Source organism: Smaragdicoccus niigatensis DSM 44881 = NBRC 103563, from assembly GCF_000380645.1.
In the GTDB taxonomy this organism is placed as follows: domain Bacteria; phylum Actinomycetota; class Actinomycetes; order Mycobacteriales; family Mycobacteriaceae; genus Smaragdicoccus; species Smaragdicoccus niigatensis.
Genome location: NZ_AQXZ01000012.1, coordinates 185,549 through 200,023 on the forward strand (window position 1 = coordinate 185,549; position 14,475 = coordinate 200,023).

Genomic DNA, 14,475 nt, shown 5'->3' on the forward strand with positions numbered 1-14,475 from the left:
TCATGATCGTTCTCGGACTGATCCTCATGGTCGCGGGATACCTCCTCGGAATCGGAATCCTCACGACGCTCGGTCTCATCCTCCTCGTCGTCGGCGTCATCTTGCTGGTCATGGGCTCGATGGGTCGACCAGCCTTCGGCCGCCGGCACTACTTCTGATCCGCGCTCGACATGAGAGTTCGGCGCTGGTCGAAAGGGGTTTCCCGTGCAAACCACCGCTGACGGGCTCCGCAGCCGGAGCTTCGATCTGATCATTTACGGCGCCGCACTGGTCGTCGCCGGGTTCGCGATTCCGCTGCCGTTGCTGTGGGCTCTGGCCAGCGTGTCTTTCGCCGCCGGAGTGGTGCTCGGAGCATCAGCGTCTTTGGTCCGTGTGGTCGATAACGACGACTCCACGGACTACGTCCGCTGACCCATCGCGGGTCACACAAAAACAGAACACTCGCGACCGTCTCGATGGTCGATGTGACAAATGGAGGTGCGCCATGCGCAGAGGACCAGGCGGAATTATCGGAATCCTCGTGATCGTGTGGCTGATCGTCGGCGCCGTCGCGTGCGGACAGCGCGGATACTTCACCAATCACACTGAGGGTTGCGGGGGTGTCGCGACGATCGCCGTGACGATCCTTGCGGGGCCGCTCAACTACATGGGCCTCAATCCAAAGGTGGCCGACTGCAATGTGCCGAATGCGCCGCAGCCCAGCCCGTAGAGACCTGGGAACCGCATGACCACGACAAGAGTGTCATCGTGCTTGATCCGGGTTTCTGACCTGGATCGCTCGATGAGCTTCTATCAGGACGTTTTCGAATGTCGGGTGGCGATCCGTGAATCGGACTCGGCGCTTCTCATCAGTCCCGACGGATTCCAGTTCTACCTGCGGATTGCCAACCGATCTGCGCACATGCAACGAATCGAAGACGTCGGCGTCAAGCAGATCATTTGGTCGACGGACAGTGCAGCTGAGCTTGCGCAGATCGAAGAACGGCTTCGTTCCTTCTATCCGAGCACCTATACGAACACCACGAACGGAATCACGTTCGTCGACGGCATAGACCCGGATGGCAATCGGGTGCTCATCACGACGCCCACGCCGGCGCAACTCCCGCGCGAGGTCATCGACCGCCGGATGCGCTGAACCCCCACCAGATGTCGTCAAGCGTCATCTCTAGGATGATTTTGTGACGGTTGCGGTTCGCGTTATCCCATGTCTCGACGTCGACGCAGGTCGAGTGGTCAAAGGCGTCAATTTCGCCAACCTTCGGGACGCCGGCGATCCGGTTGCGTTGGCCGCCGCGTACGACGCCCAGGGTGCGGACGAACTCACCTTCCTCGACGTGACTGCGTCGTCGGGAAACCGCGAGACGATGTTCGACGTCGTGCGTCGCACCGCGGAGCAGGTCTTCATTCCGCTGACGGTCGGCGGTGGTGTTCGCAGCGTCGCCGACGTCGACACGCTGCTGCGCGCCGGTGCCGACAAGGTGTCGGTGAACACCGCGGCGATCGCACGGCCGGAACTGCTCAAGGAACTCAGCGAACGTTTCGGCTCGCAGTGCATCGTCCTGTCGGTCGATGCCCGGACCGTGCCGGACGGCGAGACCGACACCCCTTCGGGCTGGGAGGTCACGACGCACGGTGGTCGTCGCGGCACCGGGATCGACGCCGTCGAGTGGGCGATCCGGGGACAGGAACTGGGTGTCGGCGAGATTCTCCTGAACTCGATGGATGCGGACGGCACGAAGGCCGGTTTTGACCTCCCGATGATTCGGGCGGTCCGCGCTGCGGTGACCGTGCCGGTGATCGCGAGTGGTGGCGCCGGAGCTGTCGAGGACTTCGCCCCGGCGGTGCAGGCGGGTGCGGATGCGGTGCTCGCAGCGAGTGTCTTCCACTTCGGCGATCTGACGATTCCGCAGGTCAAGGCCTCGATGATGCAAGCAGGCATCGTTGTCCGTTAAGGTCGGCGTCCTGGCGCTGCAGGGTGACGTCCGCGAACATCTCGAAGCACTGGAAGCCTCGGGTACCTCGGCGATTTCGGTGCGCCGGGAGCGGGAACTCGAGCAGGTCGACGGGCTGGTGATCCCCGGTGGAGAGTCGACCACCATCAGCAAACTGCTCGGCATGTTCGACCTGTTCGAACCGATCCAGGCCCGGCTCAAGGACGGCATGCCGGCGTTCGGGTCGTGTGCGGGAATGATCCTGCTCGCCAGCGAAGTGCTCGATACCCGCGACGACGCCGTGAACTTCGGTGCGATCGACATGACGGTTCGTCGAAACGCGTTCGGTCGCCAGGTCGACTCGTTCGAACAAGACCTCGACTTTGTGGGTCTCGACTCGCCCTTGCGGGCCGTCTTCATTCGGGCCCCGTGGGTCGAGCGCGTCGGTAGCGGCGTCGAGGTCCTTGCCCGGGACAGTGGCGGGCACATCGTTGCCGTTCGGCACGGCAATGTCATGGCGACCGCATTCCACCCCGAAGTGACGTCGGATCACCGGGTTCACGGACTCTTTGCACGTCTGGTTCAGACTGCGTAGTTGGCCGTCGACCGAGGATCATGGGTGATGTGCACCTAGCCCTCCGATCAACCGGCGTGCAGGCCGCTTTGCTGGCCGCGGTGCTGTTCGGCGCAGGGACGCCAGCGGCGAAGGTTCTGTTGGGCAGCGTGAGTCCGTGGCTCCTCGCCGGACTCCTGTACTGCGGTTCCGGGCTCGGTCTCGGGGTATGGCGGATCGCTCGTCGTGCTCCTCGCGTTCGCCTGTCGCGGTCGGAGTGGTTGCCGCTGGTCGGAGCCGTGAGCTGCGGCGGCGTGATTGCGCCGGTGCTGCTCATGGCTGGGTTGACGCATCTCCCCGCGTCCGGGGCATCGCTGTTGCTCAATGCGGAAAGTGTTTTCACCGCGCTGCTGGCCTGGTTTGTCTTCCGCGAGAACGCCAATTCTCGGGTGGTCTTAGGGATGGTCGCGATCGTGGCGGGCGCTGTCGTCTTGTCGGCCCCGAGCGGAGCGGACTTCGGCGGGTACTGGCCTTCGCTGGCGGTACTCGGCGCCTGCCTGATGTGGGGCGTGGACAACAACCTAACCCGCAAGGTCGCACTGGCGGACGCCACCTGGCTGGCGGCAGTGAAGGGCATTGTCGCTGGTCCGGTGAACCTCGTGCTCGCGACGGCGGTCGGCGCTCACGTGCCGCCGGCGCTGAGCATCGTGGGTGCCATGCTCGTCGGACTGCTGGCGTACGGCGTGAGTCTCGTGCTATTCATCGTCGGCCTTCGGCACGTCGGATCCGCTCGCGCCGGCGCCTATTTCGCGATCGCGCCCTTCTTCGGGGCGGTGGTCGCGATTGCCCTGGGCGATCCGTTGACCTGGCAGATCGTGGTCGCCGGGGTGCTGATGGCGATCGGAGTGTGGCTGCATCTGAGCGAGCGGCACCAACACCCGCACACGCATGCGCCGCTGTCGCACGACCACTATCACCGCCATGACGACGAGCACCACGATCACGTCCACGGTCCCGGGGTGCCGCCGCTGGATCGCCGCGGCGGTCATCGACATGAGCACGAGCATGTGCCCGTCACACACACGCATGAACATTTCCCGGACATGCATCACCGGCATCTGCACTGAGCGTGACGGACGTGAACCGGAAGCTGGTCCTCCTATTCTCCCTGGTTGTCGCCGGATGTGCTTCGGCACCAACGGGTTTGCCGTTGCAACAGGTCGGGTCGATTCCATTGGCCGTGGCCCCGACTCGCTTCGACTACCAAAGTCTCGATGTCGATCGGGGGCTGCTGTTCATTGCGCACATGGGGTCGGGTGAGGTGATCGAGGTGGACCTGCACGCCCGAAAGATCGTGCGGACCATTCCTGATCTACCGGACGTTCACGGCGTGCTCGTCGTGCCCAGCCACCACCGCGTCTATGCGACGGCGACCGGCCGAAACGAAGTGATCGCGTTCGACGAGGACTCCGGTGCGCGGCTGTTCAGTGCCCCGACCGACACCTATCCCGACGGTCTCGCGTACGACCCGAAACGGGACGCCGTGTGGTCCACGAATGAGTCGGCGGGCACCGAGACCGTCATCGATGCCGCCACCGGACAGGCTCGCGCGACGGTGCGAACGGGTGGTGAGGTCGGCAATGTCGTCTATGACCCGACAACGGATCGGATGATCGTCGCGGTCCAAGGTGCCGGCGATCTGGCGATCGTCAATCCGGAGACCTTCGAGATCGTCGATCGAATCGACACTCCCGGCTGCGACCATCCACATGGGCAAGCGCTCGCGGTCGTGGAGCAATTGATGTTCGTCGGATGTGAATCGAACGCCAAGCTCGCCACCGTCGATCTTCGGGCGCGGTCGGTTGCCGGTCTGAACGACGTCGGACCAACGCCCGACGTGATCGTTTACGACGCGGCTGAACACCGCATTTACGTTGCCGCAGAGAGCGGTTGGGTGAGTGTTTTCGCGCAGAAGGATGGCCGCACGGAGGTGCTTGGATCCGCACTCCTGGCCGACGGCGCGCACACCGTCGCGCTCAATCCAAAGAACCATCACATCTTCTTCCCGTTGCCGACGGCCGCCGGGCCCGAACTACGCGAGTTCGCTCCCACGTGACACCGTCCGGGTGCACACGGCATCGGTTGGACTGCCCGTTAAACTGGTCGGACTCTAGGAACTGCGGCGAAGGAAGAGGCGAATGAGCGGCCACTCCAAATGGGCCACTACCAAGCATCAGAAGGCGGCCAAGGACCAAAAGCGCGCCAAGATGTTCGCGAAGTACATCAAGAACATCGAAGTTGCAGCTCGTATTGGTGGTGGCGATCCGGCTGGTAACCCTGGGCTTTACGAGGCCATTCGCAAGGCGAAGAGCAACTCTGTCCCGAATGACAACATCGAACGTGCGCGCCGGCGTGGCGCTGGCGAAGACGGCACGGCCGTCGACTACATGACGATCATGTACGAGTGCTACGGCCCGAACGGCGTCGCGGTGCTCATCGAGTGTCTGACCGACAACCGCAACCGTGCCGCGGGTGAGGTTCGTGTTGCCGTGACGCGCAACGGTGGAAACATGGCGGACCCGGGTTCGGTGTCGTTCATGTTCAGCCGCAAGGGAATGGTCACCGTGCAAAAGGGTGAGTTGTCCGAGGACGACGTGCTCATGGCGGTTCTCGATGCCGGCGCGGAGGAAGTCAACGACCTCGGCGACACCTTCGAGGTCATCTGTGAGCCGTCCGATCTCATCCCGGTGCGTACTGCGCTGCTGGATGCCGGGATCGAGTACGACTCGGCTGAGTCGACCTTCGCACCGTCGGTCTCGGTTCCGGTCGACATCGACGGCGCCAAGAAGGTCATGCGCCTAGTCGACGCACTCGAGGACAGTGACGACGTGCAGAACGTCTACACCAACGTCGACATCTCCGACGACGTCCTCGCCGAGCTCGAGGCAGAGTAGTCAGACCGCTTTTGTCGCTGGTGCGGTCGTCCGAGCGGCGACCGCACCAGCGATGGCGGTGGACAGAATCGTCAGCACTGCCCCGAGGATGAGGGCCGCCGCTTCGCCGGGCGCAAAGATGTGCAGCGCACTGCCCACGGTCACTGCCGCGACCGGTACGCCCAGTTGCGAAGCGGCGAGAATTCCCAACGTGACCGGCTGTCCGAGGAGTCGCATCGCCGCGTGGGCAAGGATCGCCCCCGCCGCGAGCGCCAGCCCGAGCAGGATCTGGTTCGGGTGTGTGCCGAGTTCGCGCAGGTCGATGCGCGCGCCGAGCCACACGAAGAACAGCGGTGCAAAGAAGCCGTCGGAGACTGCGAACAGCTGATGCGCGACCCGTCTCGGTTCTCCCACACCCGCCACAGCGAGACCGAAGGCGAATCCGGCGAGCATGATCGAGACGTGGGTCGTCGTCGCCAGGGCGGCCATCGCGAACAGGACCACGAGGCTGATGCGAAGCTCGACGGCGAATTTCCGATTCTCGGAGACATGGTGCACGCGTTCCCGCACACCGGAGTTCTCGAGCCACCGCAGCGCAAAGAACATCGCGAGGGCCGCAATTCCGACGGCGACGGAGCCGATCGCGGCCCGCACCGCGTTCGAGGGATCGACGACGAGCGGCAGCGCCACGATGCAGGCGGTATCCGCGATGGCGACCTGCGCGGTGAGTTCGAGAACGCGCACCCCGGACAGCCCGAGCCCTTCGATGACGGGCAGCACGAGCGCCGCCGACGACGACGCAAGCAGCACTGCATAGAGGGCGGCGTGGCCGGTACCGAAGAGGTGGGAGAGTGCCACACCGAGTATCGCGGCGATGACACCTACCGCAGCGGCGCGCACCAGCCCGCGGCCGACCGCTGACCGCACCGCCGAATCGCGAACCGGGACGTGGGTTCCGGCGGTGAACATGACCAGCGCGAATCCGATGTCGGCGAGGAACGTGAAGATGTGGTCGTCCGCCTGCAGTACGCCGAAACCCGTCGCACCGAACACGGCGCCGGCCGCGAGTTCGCCCAGGACGACGGGCAGATGCCACGTGCGGCGCAGAGCGATCAGTGGACCGAGCAGTCCGAGCAGCGTGACGAGCGTCAGCGTTGCGAAGGTCATTCCGGGCCGGCCAGCTTCACCGGTATGTCGGTGTTCTCGTCGACCCAGTAGCTGGCGCAGACGCGGTGGTATCCGTCAGCGACCTGGAGGGGAGCGCCGGTCCGGAAGTTGCCGCGAACCAGGAGAATCGGCGACAGGTCCTTACCGTCCTCGATCTTCTGCAGGTCGGCCGCGACGTGTTTGTTGTCTTTCGACAGCAGCGCCAGTTGGGACGCGCGCAGGATGTCTTTCGCTTTCTGATGCGAGATCGGTGCGTCACGCAGCTTCTGGACGAGCGCGTCAACGGTCGGCGAATCCGCAAGCAGCGTCAGGTAGGCGGCGGCAGCCGGATAGTCATGGTCATCCGGCTGCGCGTTCCAAGTGACCTTCACTCGGTCATTGTCGAACGGAAGAGGTTCGGCGGGTACGCAGTTCGGAGAACCGTCCGGTTTGCTACGGAAGTCCGACCAGCTTGCCGACGACCCGGTTGTGCTCGAGATCGTCGTGGGCGCGGGCGATGTCGTCGAGGGTGTAATTGTGGATCGGACCAAGGCTGATCTCGCCGGTCCCGAGCCGATCGAGGAAGCGCTGTAGGACCGGTGCGGGCAGGTCACCCGCACCGCCGCTGTACGAGGTCAGGCGCACTCCGCGCGGAATGTAGTCGATCGGATAGAACTCGGACACGGTCCATTTGTTCGACAGCATTCCGGTGAAGCACACCGTCCCGTGGACCCGGGTGGCTGCGAGCGTGTCCGGGAGTGTGGGAGTGCCGACGAGTTCCAGAGCAGTGTCGACCCCGTTCGGTGTGATGGCACGAACGACCGACGCGATCGAACCATTGTCGAGAATCGGATGGTCGACGCCGTACTCCGCGAGCAGGTCGAGTCGATCCTTCTGCCGAGTGGTGGCCAAGACGGTGGCACCGAGGTCTTTGGCGAGGGCTGCAGTGGCGAACCCGAGAGCGGACGTTCCACCGCGGATGAGCAACGTCTGGCCGGGTTGAAGGTCGAGGCCGATGGTCAGCGATCCGTAGGCCGTCTGCACAGTCTCGGGCACGGCGCCGACGACGTTCCACGGAAGTTGCGACTCGAACGGGATGACGTTGGCGCGGGGGACCACGGTGTATTCGGCGTAGCCGCCGTCGAAGACGCGTCCCATCCCGCCCATGAGTGCGGCCACCTGTTGACCGACCGCGAGGTCACTGCCGTTCGGGTCGTCGACGATACCTACTGCTTCGATGCCGAGGACGCGCGGAAAGGTGACACCGTGCGCGAGCCCGAGTCGGGTGTGCAGTTCCGATCGGTTGAGTCCGAATGCCTTGACGTGGATACGCACCCAGCCCGCGGGCGGGGTGGGCACGGGCAGTTCGGTGATCCGGAGATTGGTGACCGGGCCAGGTTCGGTCAGTACGGCTGCACGCATCTCGCTCCCTCGACGTCGTGCCGTGACCCTATCGCGGGGTTCACAGGCGCACCCTGAACCTGCAGATCCACCCCGGCCAGCTCGCCGATTGGGGTGGACCTGGCCAACCGAGGTGCGGATTTCGCGACCGATCCGCAAACAGCCGAAGGATTGAAACTAATAGATTGCTGAGGAGCAACGCCATTAATTCTTTGCGGCGGAAAAGGCTCTCATGGTTGATCCACCGCCGCTCGGCGAAGTCATGCGCGTCGCGCGGATTGAGATTCGGATCACAGCGAATGCCGTGGTCACGGTCACAGTACCGCCTGCAACGCACGCTACCTGCAGGTCATTCCCGAATGTGAAACGGATCGCTATTCCCGCCAACCCCGAAACAGTTACTCATTCGCCGCCGAATAGCTATGTAAGTAAGCAACGAAGCTTAAGAGTCATATCGGAGTGAAACGTCATGAGCATTATTACCGTCAACGAACTGTCGACCTTCTTCGACCGCGCGGTTCAGCGGAGTTCGATCGCCGATAACAAGGTCACCCGTTCGATCGCCGTTCTGGCCACCCTTGGCTTCAGCGGTCTGGTCGGAATCTTCGCGACCCTCACGCTGCTGTTCCTCATCAGTGGTGTCTTCACCGGTGTGCTTACGTCGCTGGTTCTCGCGTTCCTGGCTGCGGCGCCTGCCCTCTACGCCTTCAAGTGGCTTGACCAGATTCAGGACGAGGAGCTTCTCTTCTCGGGCTTCTGAGTCGACCTCAGCTGAACAACAACGGCCGCGCGGATTGATCCGCGCGGCCGTTGTGCTGTCTGCGCACCGCCCTCATCTCGGTTGCGTGTCGATCGCTTGACCTGTCAGAGCTGCGCGGTATCGTATCGAACAGCTGTTCGGACAGGAGGTGAGTGATGAGCGGTGGCACCGGCTTGATGCGGGTCATGGGGGTCGACCCCGGCTTGACTCGCTGCGGTCTGAGCCTGGTCGAAGGGGGCGTCGGACGTCAGGTCATCGCGCTCGATGTCGACGTCGTGCGGACCCCGTCGGATATGCCGCTTCCCGAGCGTCTGCTGCGCATCTCGGAAACCGCCGAGTACTGGATGGACACGCACCGCCCGGACGTCATCGCCATCGAGCGCGTGTTCGCGCAGCATCAGGTCAGTACCGCGATGGGCACTGCGCAGGCCGGCGGGGTGATCGCATTGGCGGCGGCAAAGCGAAGTATCCGCGTCTCCTTTCACACGCCCAGTGAGGTCAAGTCCGCGGTCACCGGCAACGGCCGCGCCGATAAGGCGCAGGTCACGACGATGATCACCCGCATTCTGGCGCTCCAACAGAAGCCGACTCCGGCGGACGCAGCCGATGCGCTCGCGCTGGCCATTTGTCATTGCTGGCGGGCACCACTACTCGACCGGATGGCCCAAGCGGAGGCGGCAGCCCAAGAACAGAAGAAGAAATACGAAGCGCGGTTGCGCGAGCAGCGAAAGGCGGTGCGGGCGAAGTGATTGCTTCGGTTCGTGGGGAAGTCATCGATATCGCCCTCGACCACGTTGTGATCGAGGCCGCCGGCGTCGGCTACCGACTCAACGCCACTCCGTCGACTCTGGCGACGCTGCGTCGCGGCGCCGATGCTCGACTGTTCACCGCGATGGTCGTCCGCGAAGACTCGATGACGCTCTTCGCGTTTCACGACACCGATTCGCGTGAGCTCTTCCATCTACTCCAGACCGTCTCCGGAATCGGTCCCCGGATCGCGATGGCGATTCTTGCGGTTCTCGAACCGGACGTGCTCTGCAAGGCTCTTGCCGAAGGCAACACCACGGTGCTCACGCGGGTGCCTGGCATCGGGAAGCGTGGTGCCGAGCGGCTGGTTGTCGAACTCCGGGACAAGGTCGTCGTGCCGACTACCGATGATGTCCCACTCCAGATCATCGGGGGACCGGTGCGCGACCACGTCATCGATGCGCTGGTCGGCCTGGGGTTCGCGCAGAAACAGGCCGAGACCGCCGCCGACAGTGTGTTCGCTGCGGATCCGGCGGCCAACGCGTCGTCGGCACTGCGCTCGGCGCTCGCGATGTTGGGTAAGCGCTGATGGCTGACGAATCGCAGGTGAGCGCGGAGAAACTTCGGTCTGACGGAGAGATCGACGCCAGTCTCCGGCCACGGTCGCTCGATGACTTCATCGGACAGCCGCGCGTTCGCGAGCAACTCGGGTTGGTGCTGCACGCGGCGAAGCTGCGCGGGAGTACACCCGACCACGTGCTTCTCAGTGGTCCGCCGGGCCTCGGCAAGACATCGCTGGCCATGATCATCGCCAGCGAGCTGGGAACGGCGCTGCGGCTGACGTCCGGCCCGGCGCTCGAGCGTGCCGGCGACTTGGCGGCGATGCTCAGCAATCTCGTCGAAGGCGACGTCCTGTTCATTGACGAGATTCATCGGATCGCTCGCCCGGCCGAGGAAATGCTCTATCTCGCGATGGAGGACTTCCGCGTCGACGTCGTCGTGGGCAAGGGCCCGGGAGCAACGTCGATTCCGCTCGAGATCGCGCCGTTCACGCTGGTCGGTGCCACAACGCGGTCCGGTGCCCTGACCGGCCCGCTGCGTGACCGATTCGGCTTCACGGCGCACATGGACTTCTACGATCCGCCGGAACTCGAGCGAATCATCGTCCGGTCGGCGCGCATTCTCGATGTCGAATTGGACGGTCGTGCTGCGGCAGAGATCGCTGGCCGGTCCCGCGGGACTCCGCGTATCGCGAACCGGCTGTTGCGGCGCGTTCGCGACTTCGCTCAGGTGCGCGCGGACGGCGTCGTCACGCGGCAGGTCGCGCGCGATGCACTGAAGGTGTACGACGTCGACGACGTCGGTCTCGACCGTCTGGACCGCGCCGTACTCAGTGCCTTGATCCGCAGCTTCGGAGGCGGGCCCGTCGGTGTTTCGACGCTTGCGGTGGCGGTCGGGGAGGAGCCGTCGACCGTCGAGGAAGTGTGCGAACCCTTCCTGGTGCGCGCCGGACTCATTGCCCGAACGCCTCGGGGCCGCGTTGCCACGGCAGCGGCCTGGAAGCGTCTGGGATTGGTTCCGCCGCCGGACCTGGCGGTGGGCGGTATCGAGGTCAGACCACGTGAACCGCACCCAAATATGTTCGATGAGGCGAGGCGCGACTAGCGTTCGTCGCGGTCAATGGCAGACTGGTGTCGCTTGCGGGTGATTGAACCCCGCACTTCCTTGCGTCAAACCAGAAGGGGATACCCCACACTCATGGGCAATTACCTGTTCCTCATCATGCTGCTCATCCTGATGGTGCCGATGTTCCTCGCGGTCCGCCGTCAGAAGAAGGAGATGGGCAAGGTCGCGGGCATGCTCGCCACGCTCATGGTAGGCGACCGCGTCATGACCAGCTCGGGCCTGTACGGCACCATCGTCGCGATCGACGACGAGACCGTTGACCTCGAGATCGCCGAAGACATCGTCACGACCTGGAAGAAGGGCGCCGTCGTGGAGCGCTTCGAAGACGAGGTCGAGACCGACGACGCAGACGTCGACGCCTCCAACAACGCTCCGACCGAGCACTGATCACCACGCACTGATCCCCAACGGGACTTGCCCCGTTGGGGGCAGAACAACGAGGAGACTGACCGAACGTGGCGACTTCCCAGCGATCGGCGCAACCCATGCGCCTGCTGGCTCTGTACGGGTTGATCATCGCAACCGTGTACTGCCTGATCTTCTTCACCGGATCTCATTCCGCGACACCGAAACTCGGTATCGACCTGCAAGGCGGCACACGCGTGACGCTGACTGCCCGGACGCCGGACGGCAAGGACCCGAGCCAGGAGAGCCTCAAGCAGGCGCAAGAGATCATCGAGCGACGCGTCAACGGACTCGGTGTTTCGGGTTCGGAAGTCGTCATCGACGGCAACAACCTCGTCATCACCGTCCCGGGTGAAGACGGATCGCAAGCCCGTTCGCTGGGACAGACTGCTCGTCTGTTCCTGCGCCCGGTCATCAGCGCCCGTCAGGGTTCGGTTGCGCAAGCAGCGCCGGCACCTGCAGCCGGTGCGTCCGGCACCACCACGCCGGCCACCGCAGCGCCGACAACGACCGCTGAGCCCGCGCCGCAGAACCGTCCGTTCCCGGAGGAAGGCCCCTCCTCACCAACGCCGACACCGGCTGCGACGACGACCGCAGCACCCCCGACCTCAACGGGCCACACGAGCGCCGACGCCGCGGCCGCGGAGATCCAAGCCGCGAAGGCGGCGCGCCAGAGCACGGATGTGAATGCGCTGCAGGCCACCTACGCGACGTTCCAGTGCCCGAAGCACGACCCGCTCGCCGGAAATGATGACCCCAAGCTGCCGCTCATCACGTGCTCGGCGGAGGGCACGGAGGTGTTCATCCTCGGCCCGGCATTTGTCGATGGCCAGGACATCGCGGACGCGTCGGCGGTCTTCAATCAACAGCAGACGCGTTACGAGGTGAGCCTCTCGTTCAAGTCTGCCGCGGGTGACACCTGGTCGAAGTTCACGGCGCAGAACGTTGGCCAGCGTGCCGCGTTCGTCCTCGACTCGCAGGTGGTCAGTGCACCGACCATCCAGGGCGCGATTCCGGCGGGTTCGCCGACCTCGATCACCGGTAACTTCACCAACGCCCAGGCGACGCAACTCGCGAACACCTTGAAGTACGGTTCGCTCCCGCTGTCGTTCTCGTCGTCGGAAGCCGAGACGGTGTCGGCCACGCTCGGCATCTCGTCGCTCAAGGCGGGCCTGCTCGCGGGTCTCATCGGTCTGATCGCGGTGCTGATCTACTGCCTCTTCTACTACCGACTGCTCGGTGTGCTGACGGCGTTGTCGCTGGTCCTGTCAGGAATCGTCGTCTACGGGATGATCGTCCTGCTGGGCAGGTCGATCGGCTTCACGCTCGACCTCGCCGGTATAGCCGGTCTGATCATCGGTATCGGTATGACCGCCGACTCCTTTGTCGTGTTCTTCGAACGCATCAAGGACGAGATGCGCGAAGGCCGCAGCTTCCGATCGGCCGTGCCACGCGGTTGGGCTCGCGCACGACGCACGATTCTCTCGGGCAACGGCGTCACGTTCCTCGCGGCGGCTGTCCTCTACGTGCTGGCGGTCGGGCAGGTTCGCGGATTCGCGTTCACGCTCGGACTGTCGGTAACCCTCGACACCATCGTGGTCTTCCTCGTGACCTCGCCGCTGGTCCACCTCGCATCGACGTCGCCGTTCTGGGCGAAGCCGAGCGTGAACGGCCTCGGCGCCGTCCAGCAGGTAGCCCGGGAACGTCGCTCGCTCGCCACCACCGGCGCGAAGGAACTCTGACATGACGACTGAACAGGACAGCACGGACCTGGATTCGCACACCGATCTGGGAACCCTGCCGCATCACAGTTTCTTCAACCGCCTCTACACCGGCACCGGCGCGTTCGAGGTCGTCGGAAATCGTGTGATGTGGTTCCGCATCACCGGGGCCATCATCGCGATCGCGATTCTGTCGATCGTGCTGCGTGGCTTCACCTTCGGCATCGACTTCGAGGGCGGGACCCGCATCCAGCTGCCCGCCGACGGCGCGACCGAGCAGTCCGTGGAGAACCTCTACTCGACGACTCTCGGCCATGAGCCCGTGGCGGTGCAGACGGTGGGTGCCGGCTCGTCGAAGACGATTCAGATCCGCTCGGAGGCACTGAACGCGGAACAGTCGAACAAGCTGCAGAACGCGTTGTTCACGAAGTTCCAGCCGAAGGACCGCGAGGGCAGGGTCAGTGCGGACGCGATCAGCATCGCGGACGTGAGCTCGACCTGGGGTGGTCAGATCACCCAGAAGGCGCTTATCGCCTTGGTGGTGTTCCTCGCCATCGTGGCGGCGTACATCACCTTCAGGTTCGAGCGGTTCATGGCGATCTCAGCGCTGTCGGCGCTCGTGTTCGACCTCACGGTGACGGCGGGCGTGTACTCGATCATCGGGTTCGAGGTCACACCGGCGACGGTGATCGGAATGCTGACGATTCTCGGTTACTCCCTTTACGACACGGTTGTCGTGTTCGACAAGGTCGACGAGAACACCCGCGGAATTCAGCACCTGACCAAACGCACCTACGGTGAGCAGGCGAACCTGGCGCTGAACCAGACGCTCATGCGGTCGATCAACACGACGATCATCGGCATCATCCCGGTCGTCAGCATGATGATCATCGCGGTGTGGCTCCTGGGTGTCGGCACGCTGAAGGACCTCGCCCTCGTGCTGCTCGTCGGCATGATCGTCGGCGCGTACTCGTCGATCTTCTTCGCGACGCCGCTGCTCGTTTGGATGAAGGAACGGTGGGGTCCGGTTGCGGTCCACACGAAGAAGGTTCTTGCCCGTCGCGCGAGCAGCGGGACCAGCAAGGCAGCGGTGGCCTCGGCGCCGGTGCCAGCGAATGTGAAGAAGACGGCACCTTCGGCGCCTCGCCCAGGTGCTCGGCCCGCAGGTAAGCGCAACAAGAACAGGCACTGA

19 protein-coding genes are annotated in these 14,475 nt (G+C 64.2%); 16 read left to right on the forward strand and 3 right to left on the reverse strand.

Annotated elements, in window-relative coordinates:
* Positions 1 to 2: 2 nt before the first annotated feature.
* The 9 genes from F600_RS31975 (at position 3) to F600_RS0105215 (ending at position 5,438) form a co-directional block, all read left to right on the forward strand.
* Positions 3 to 158 carry a DUF6131 family protein gene (locus F600_RS31975; protein ID WP_169518400.1) on the forward strand — a complete coding sequence of 52 codons (156 nt, stop codon included), beginning with the start codon at positions 3 to 5 and terminating at the stop codon, positions 156 to 158.
* A gap of 46 nt (positions 159 to 204) precedes the next feature.
* Positions 205 to 411 (forward strand): hypothetical protein, encoded by a 207-nt coding sequence (locus tag F600_RS0105180; protein WP_018159530.1) that lies wholly within the window; start codon positions 205 to 207, stop codon positions 409 to 411.
* A gap of 73 nt (positions 412 to 484) precedes the next feature.
* Positions 485 to 709, forward strand: a complete 225-nt coding sequence (locus tag F600_RS0105185) for a hypothetical protein (RefSeq protein ID WP_018159531.1) — start codon at positions 485 to 487, stop codon at positions 707 to 709.
* 15 nt (positions 710 to 724) lie between these two features.
* Positions 725 to 1,135 carry a VOC family protein gene (locus F600_RS0105190; protein ID WP_026306185.1) on the forward strand — a complete coding sequence of 137 codons (411 nt, stop codon included), beginning with the start codon at positions 725 to 727 and terminating at the stop codon, positions 1,133 to 1,135.
* A 43-nt stretch (positions 1,136 to 1,178) separates the two neighbouring features.
* Positions 1,179 to 1,952: an imidazole glycerol phosphate synthase subunit HisF gene (gene hisF, locus F600_RS0105195; RefSeq protein WP_026306186.1), complete on the forward strand. Its 774-nt coding sequence runs from the start codon at positions 1,179 to 1,181 to the stop codon at positions 1,950 to 1,952.
* The gene (pdxT, locus tag F600_RS0105200) at positions 1,942 to 2,526 is read left to right on the forward strand and encodes a pyridoxal 5'-phosphate synthase glutaminase subunit PdxT (protein WP_018159534.1); all 585 of its coding nucleotides are present in this window, start codon (positions 1,942 to 1,944) and stop codon (positions 2,524 to 2,526) included. Before hisF ends, pdxT begins: the two co-directional genes overlap by 11 nt.
* Before the next feature lie 29 nt (positions 2,527 to 2,555).
* Positions 2,556 to 3,611, forward strand: coding sequence for a DMT family transporter (locus tag F600_RS0105205; protein ID WP_245541469.1), 1,056 nt, complete (start codon positions 2,556 to 2,558; stop codon positions 3,609 to 3,611).
* A gap of 11 nt (positions 3,612 to 3,622) precedes the next feature.
* Positions 3,623 to 4,600: a YncE family protein gene (locus F600_RS0105210; RefSeq protein ID WP_245541470.1), complete on the forward strand. Its 978-nt coding sequence runs from the start codon at positions 3,623 to 3,625 to the stop codon at positions 4,598 to 4,600.
* 82 nt (positions 4,601 to 4,682) lie between these two features.
* Entirely contained in the window at positions 4,683 to 5,438 is a 756-nt protein-coding gene (locus F600_RS0105215; RefSeq protein ID WP_018159537.1) for a YebC/PmpR family DNA-binding transcriptional regulator, read from the forward strand.
* Here the strand turns inward: F600_RS0105215 and F600_RS0105220 are convergent, their stop codons facing one another.
* From F600_RS0105220 to F600_RS0105230, 3 genes are all read right to left on the reverse strand, one after another.
* Positions 5,439 to 6,584: a cation:proton antiporter gene (locus F600_RS0105220; RefSeq protein ID WP_018159538.1), complete on the reverse strand. Its 1,146-nt coding sequence runs from the start codon at positions 6,582 to 6,584 to the stop codon at positions 5,439 to 5,441.
* Positions 6,581 to 6,955 carry a hypothetical protein gene (locus F600_RS0105225; protein ID WP_018159539.1) on the reverse strand — a complete coding sequence of 125 codons (375 nt, stop codon included), beginning with the start codon at positions 6,953 to 6,955 and terminating at the stop codon, positions 6,581 to 6,583. The genes F600_RS0105220 and F600_RS0105225 overlap by 4 nt, the downstream gene beginning before the upstream one ends.
* A gap of 61 nt (positions 6,956 to 7,016) precedes the next feature.
* Positions 7,017 to 7,985 carry a zinc-binding dehydrogenase gene (locus F600_RS0105230; protein WP_018159540.1) on the reverse strand — a complete coding sequence of 323 codons (969 nt, stop codon included), beginning with the start codon at positions 7,983 to 7,985 and terminating at the stop codon, positions 7,017 to 7,019.
* Between the two features lie 448 nt (positions 7,986 to 8,433).
* On the opposite strand from F600_RS0105230, the gene F600_RS0105235 reads away from it, so the two are divergent.
* The 7 genes from F600_RS0105235 to secF all read left to right on the forward strand — a co-directional run bounded on the left by F600_RS0105235 (position 8,434) and on the right by secF (position 14,475).
* On the forward strand, positions 8,434 to 8,724 hold the full coding sequence (locus tag F600_RS0105235) for a hypothetical protein (protein WP_018159541.1): 291 nt from the start codon (positions 8,434 to 8,436) through the stop codon (positions 8,722 to 8,724).
* 176 nt (positions 8,725 to 8,900) lie between these two features.
* The gene (ruvC, locus tag F600_RS0105240) at positions 8,901 to 9,473 is read left to right on the forward strand and encodes a crossover junction endodeoxyribonuclease RuvC (protein WP_026306188.1); all 573 of its coding nucleotides are present in this window, start codon (positions 8,901 to 8,903) and stop codon (positions 9,471 to 9,473) included.
* The gene (ruvA, locus tag F600_RS0105245) at positions 9,470 to 10,060 is read left to right on the forward strand and encodes a Holliday junction branch migration protein RuvA (protein ID WP_018159543.1); all 591 of its coding nucleotides are present in this window, start codon (positions 9,470 to 9,472) and stop codon (positions 10,058 to 10,060) included. Before ruvC ends, ruvA begins: the two co-directional genes overlap by 4 nt.
* Positions 10,060 to 11,136: a Holliday junction branch migration DNA helicase RuvB gene (gene ruvB / locus F600_RS0105250; RefSeq protein WP_018159544.1), complete on the forward strand. Its 1,077-nt coding sequence runs from the start codon at positions 10,060 to 10,062 to the stop codon at positions 11,134 to 11,136. The genes ruvA and ruvB overlap by 1 nt, the downstream gene beginning before the upstream one ends.
* A gap of 93 nt (positions 11,137 to 11,229) precedes the next feature.
* On the forward strand, positions 11,230 to 11,544 hold the full coding sequence (gene yajC / locus F600_RS0105255) for a preprotein translocase subunit YajC (protein ID WP_018159545.1): 315 nt from the start codon (positions 11,230 to 11,232) through the stop codon (positions 11,542 to 11,544).
* A gap of 68 nt (positions 11,545 to 11,612) precedes the next feature.
* Entirely contained in the window at positions 11,613 to 13,304 is a 1,692-nt protein-coding gene (gene secD, locus F600_RS0105260) for a protein translocase subunit SecD (protein WP_026306189.1), read from the forward strand.
* A 1-nt stretch (position 13,305) separates the two neighbouring features.
* Positions 13,306 to 14,475 (forward strand): protein translocase subunit SecF, encoded by a 1,170-nt coding sequence (secF, locus tag F600_RS0105265; protein WP_018159547.1) that lies wholly within the window; start codon positions 13,306 to 13,308, stop codon positions 14,473 to 14,475.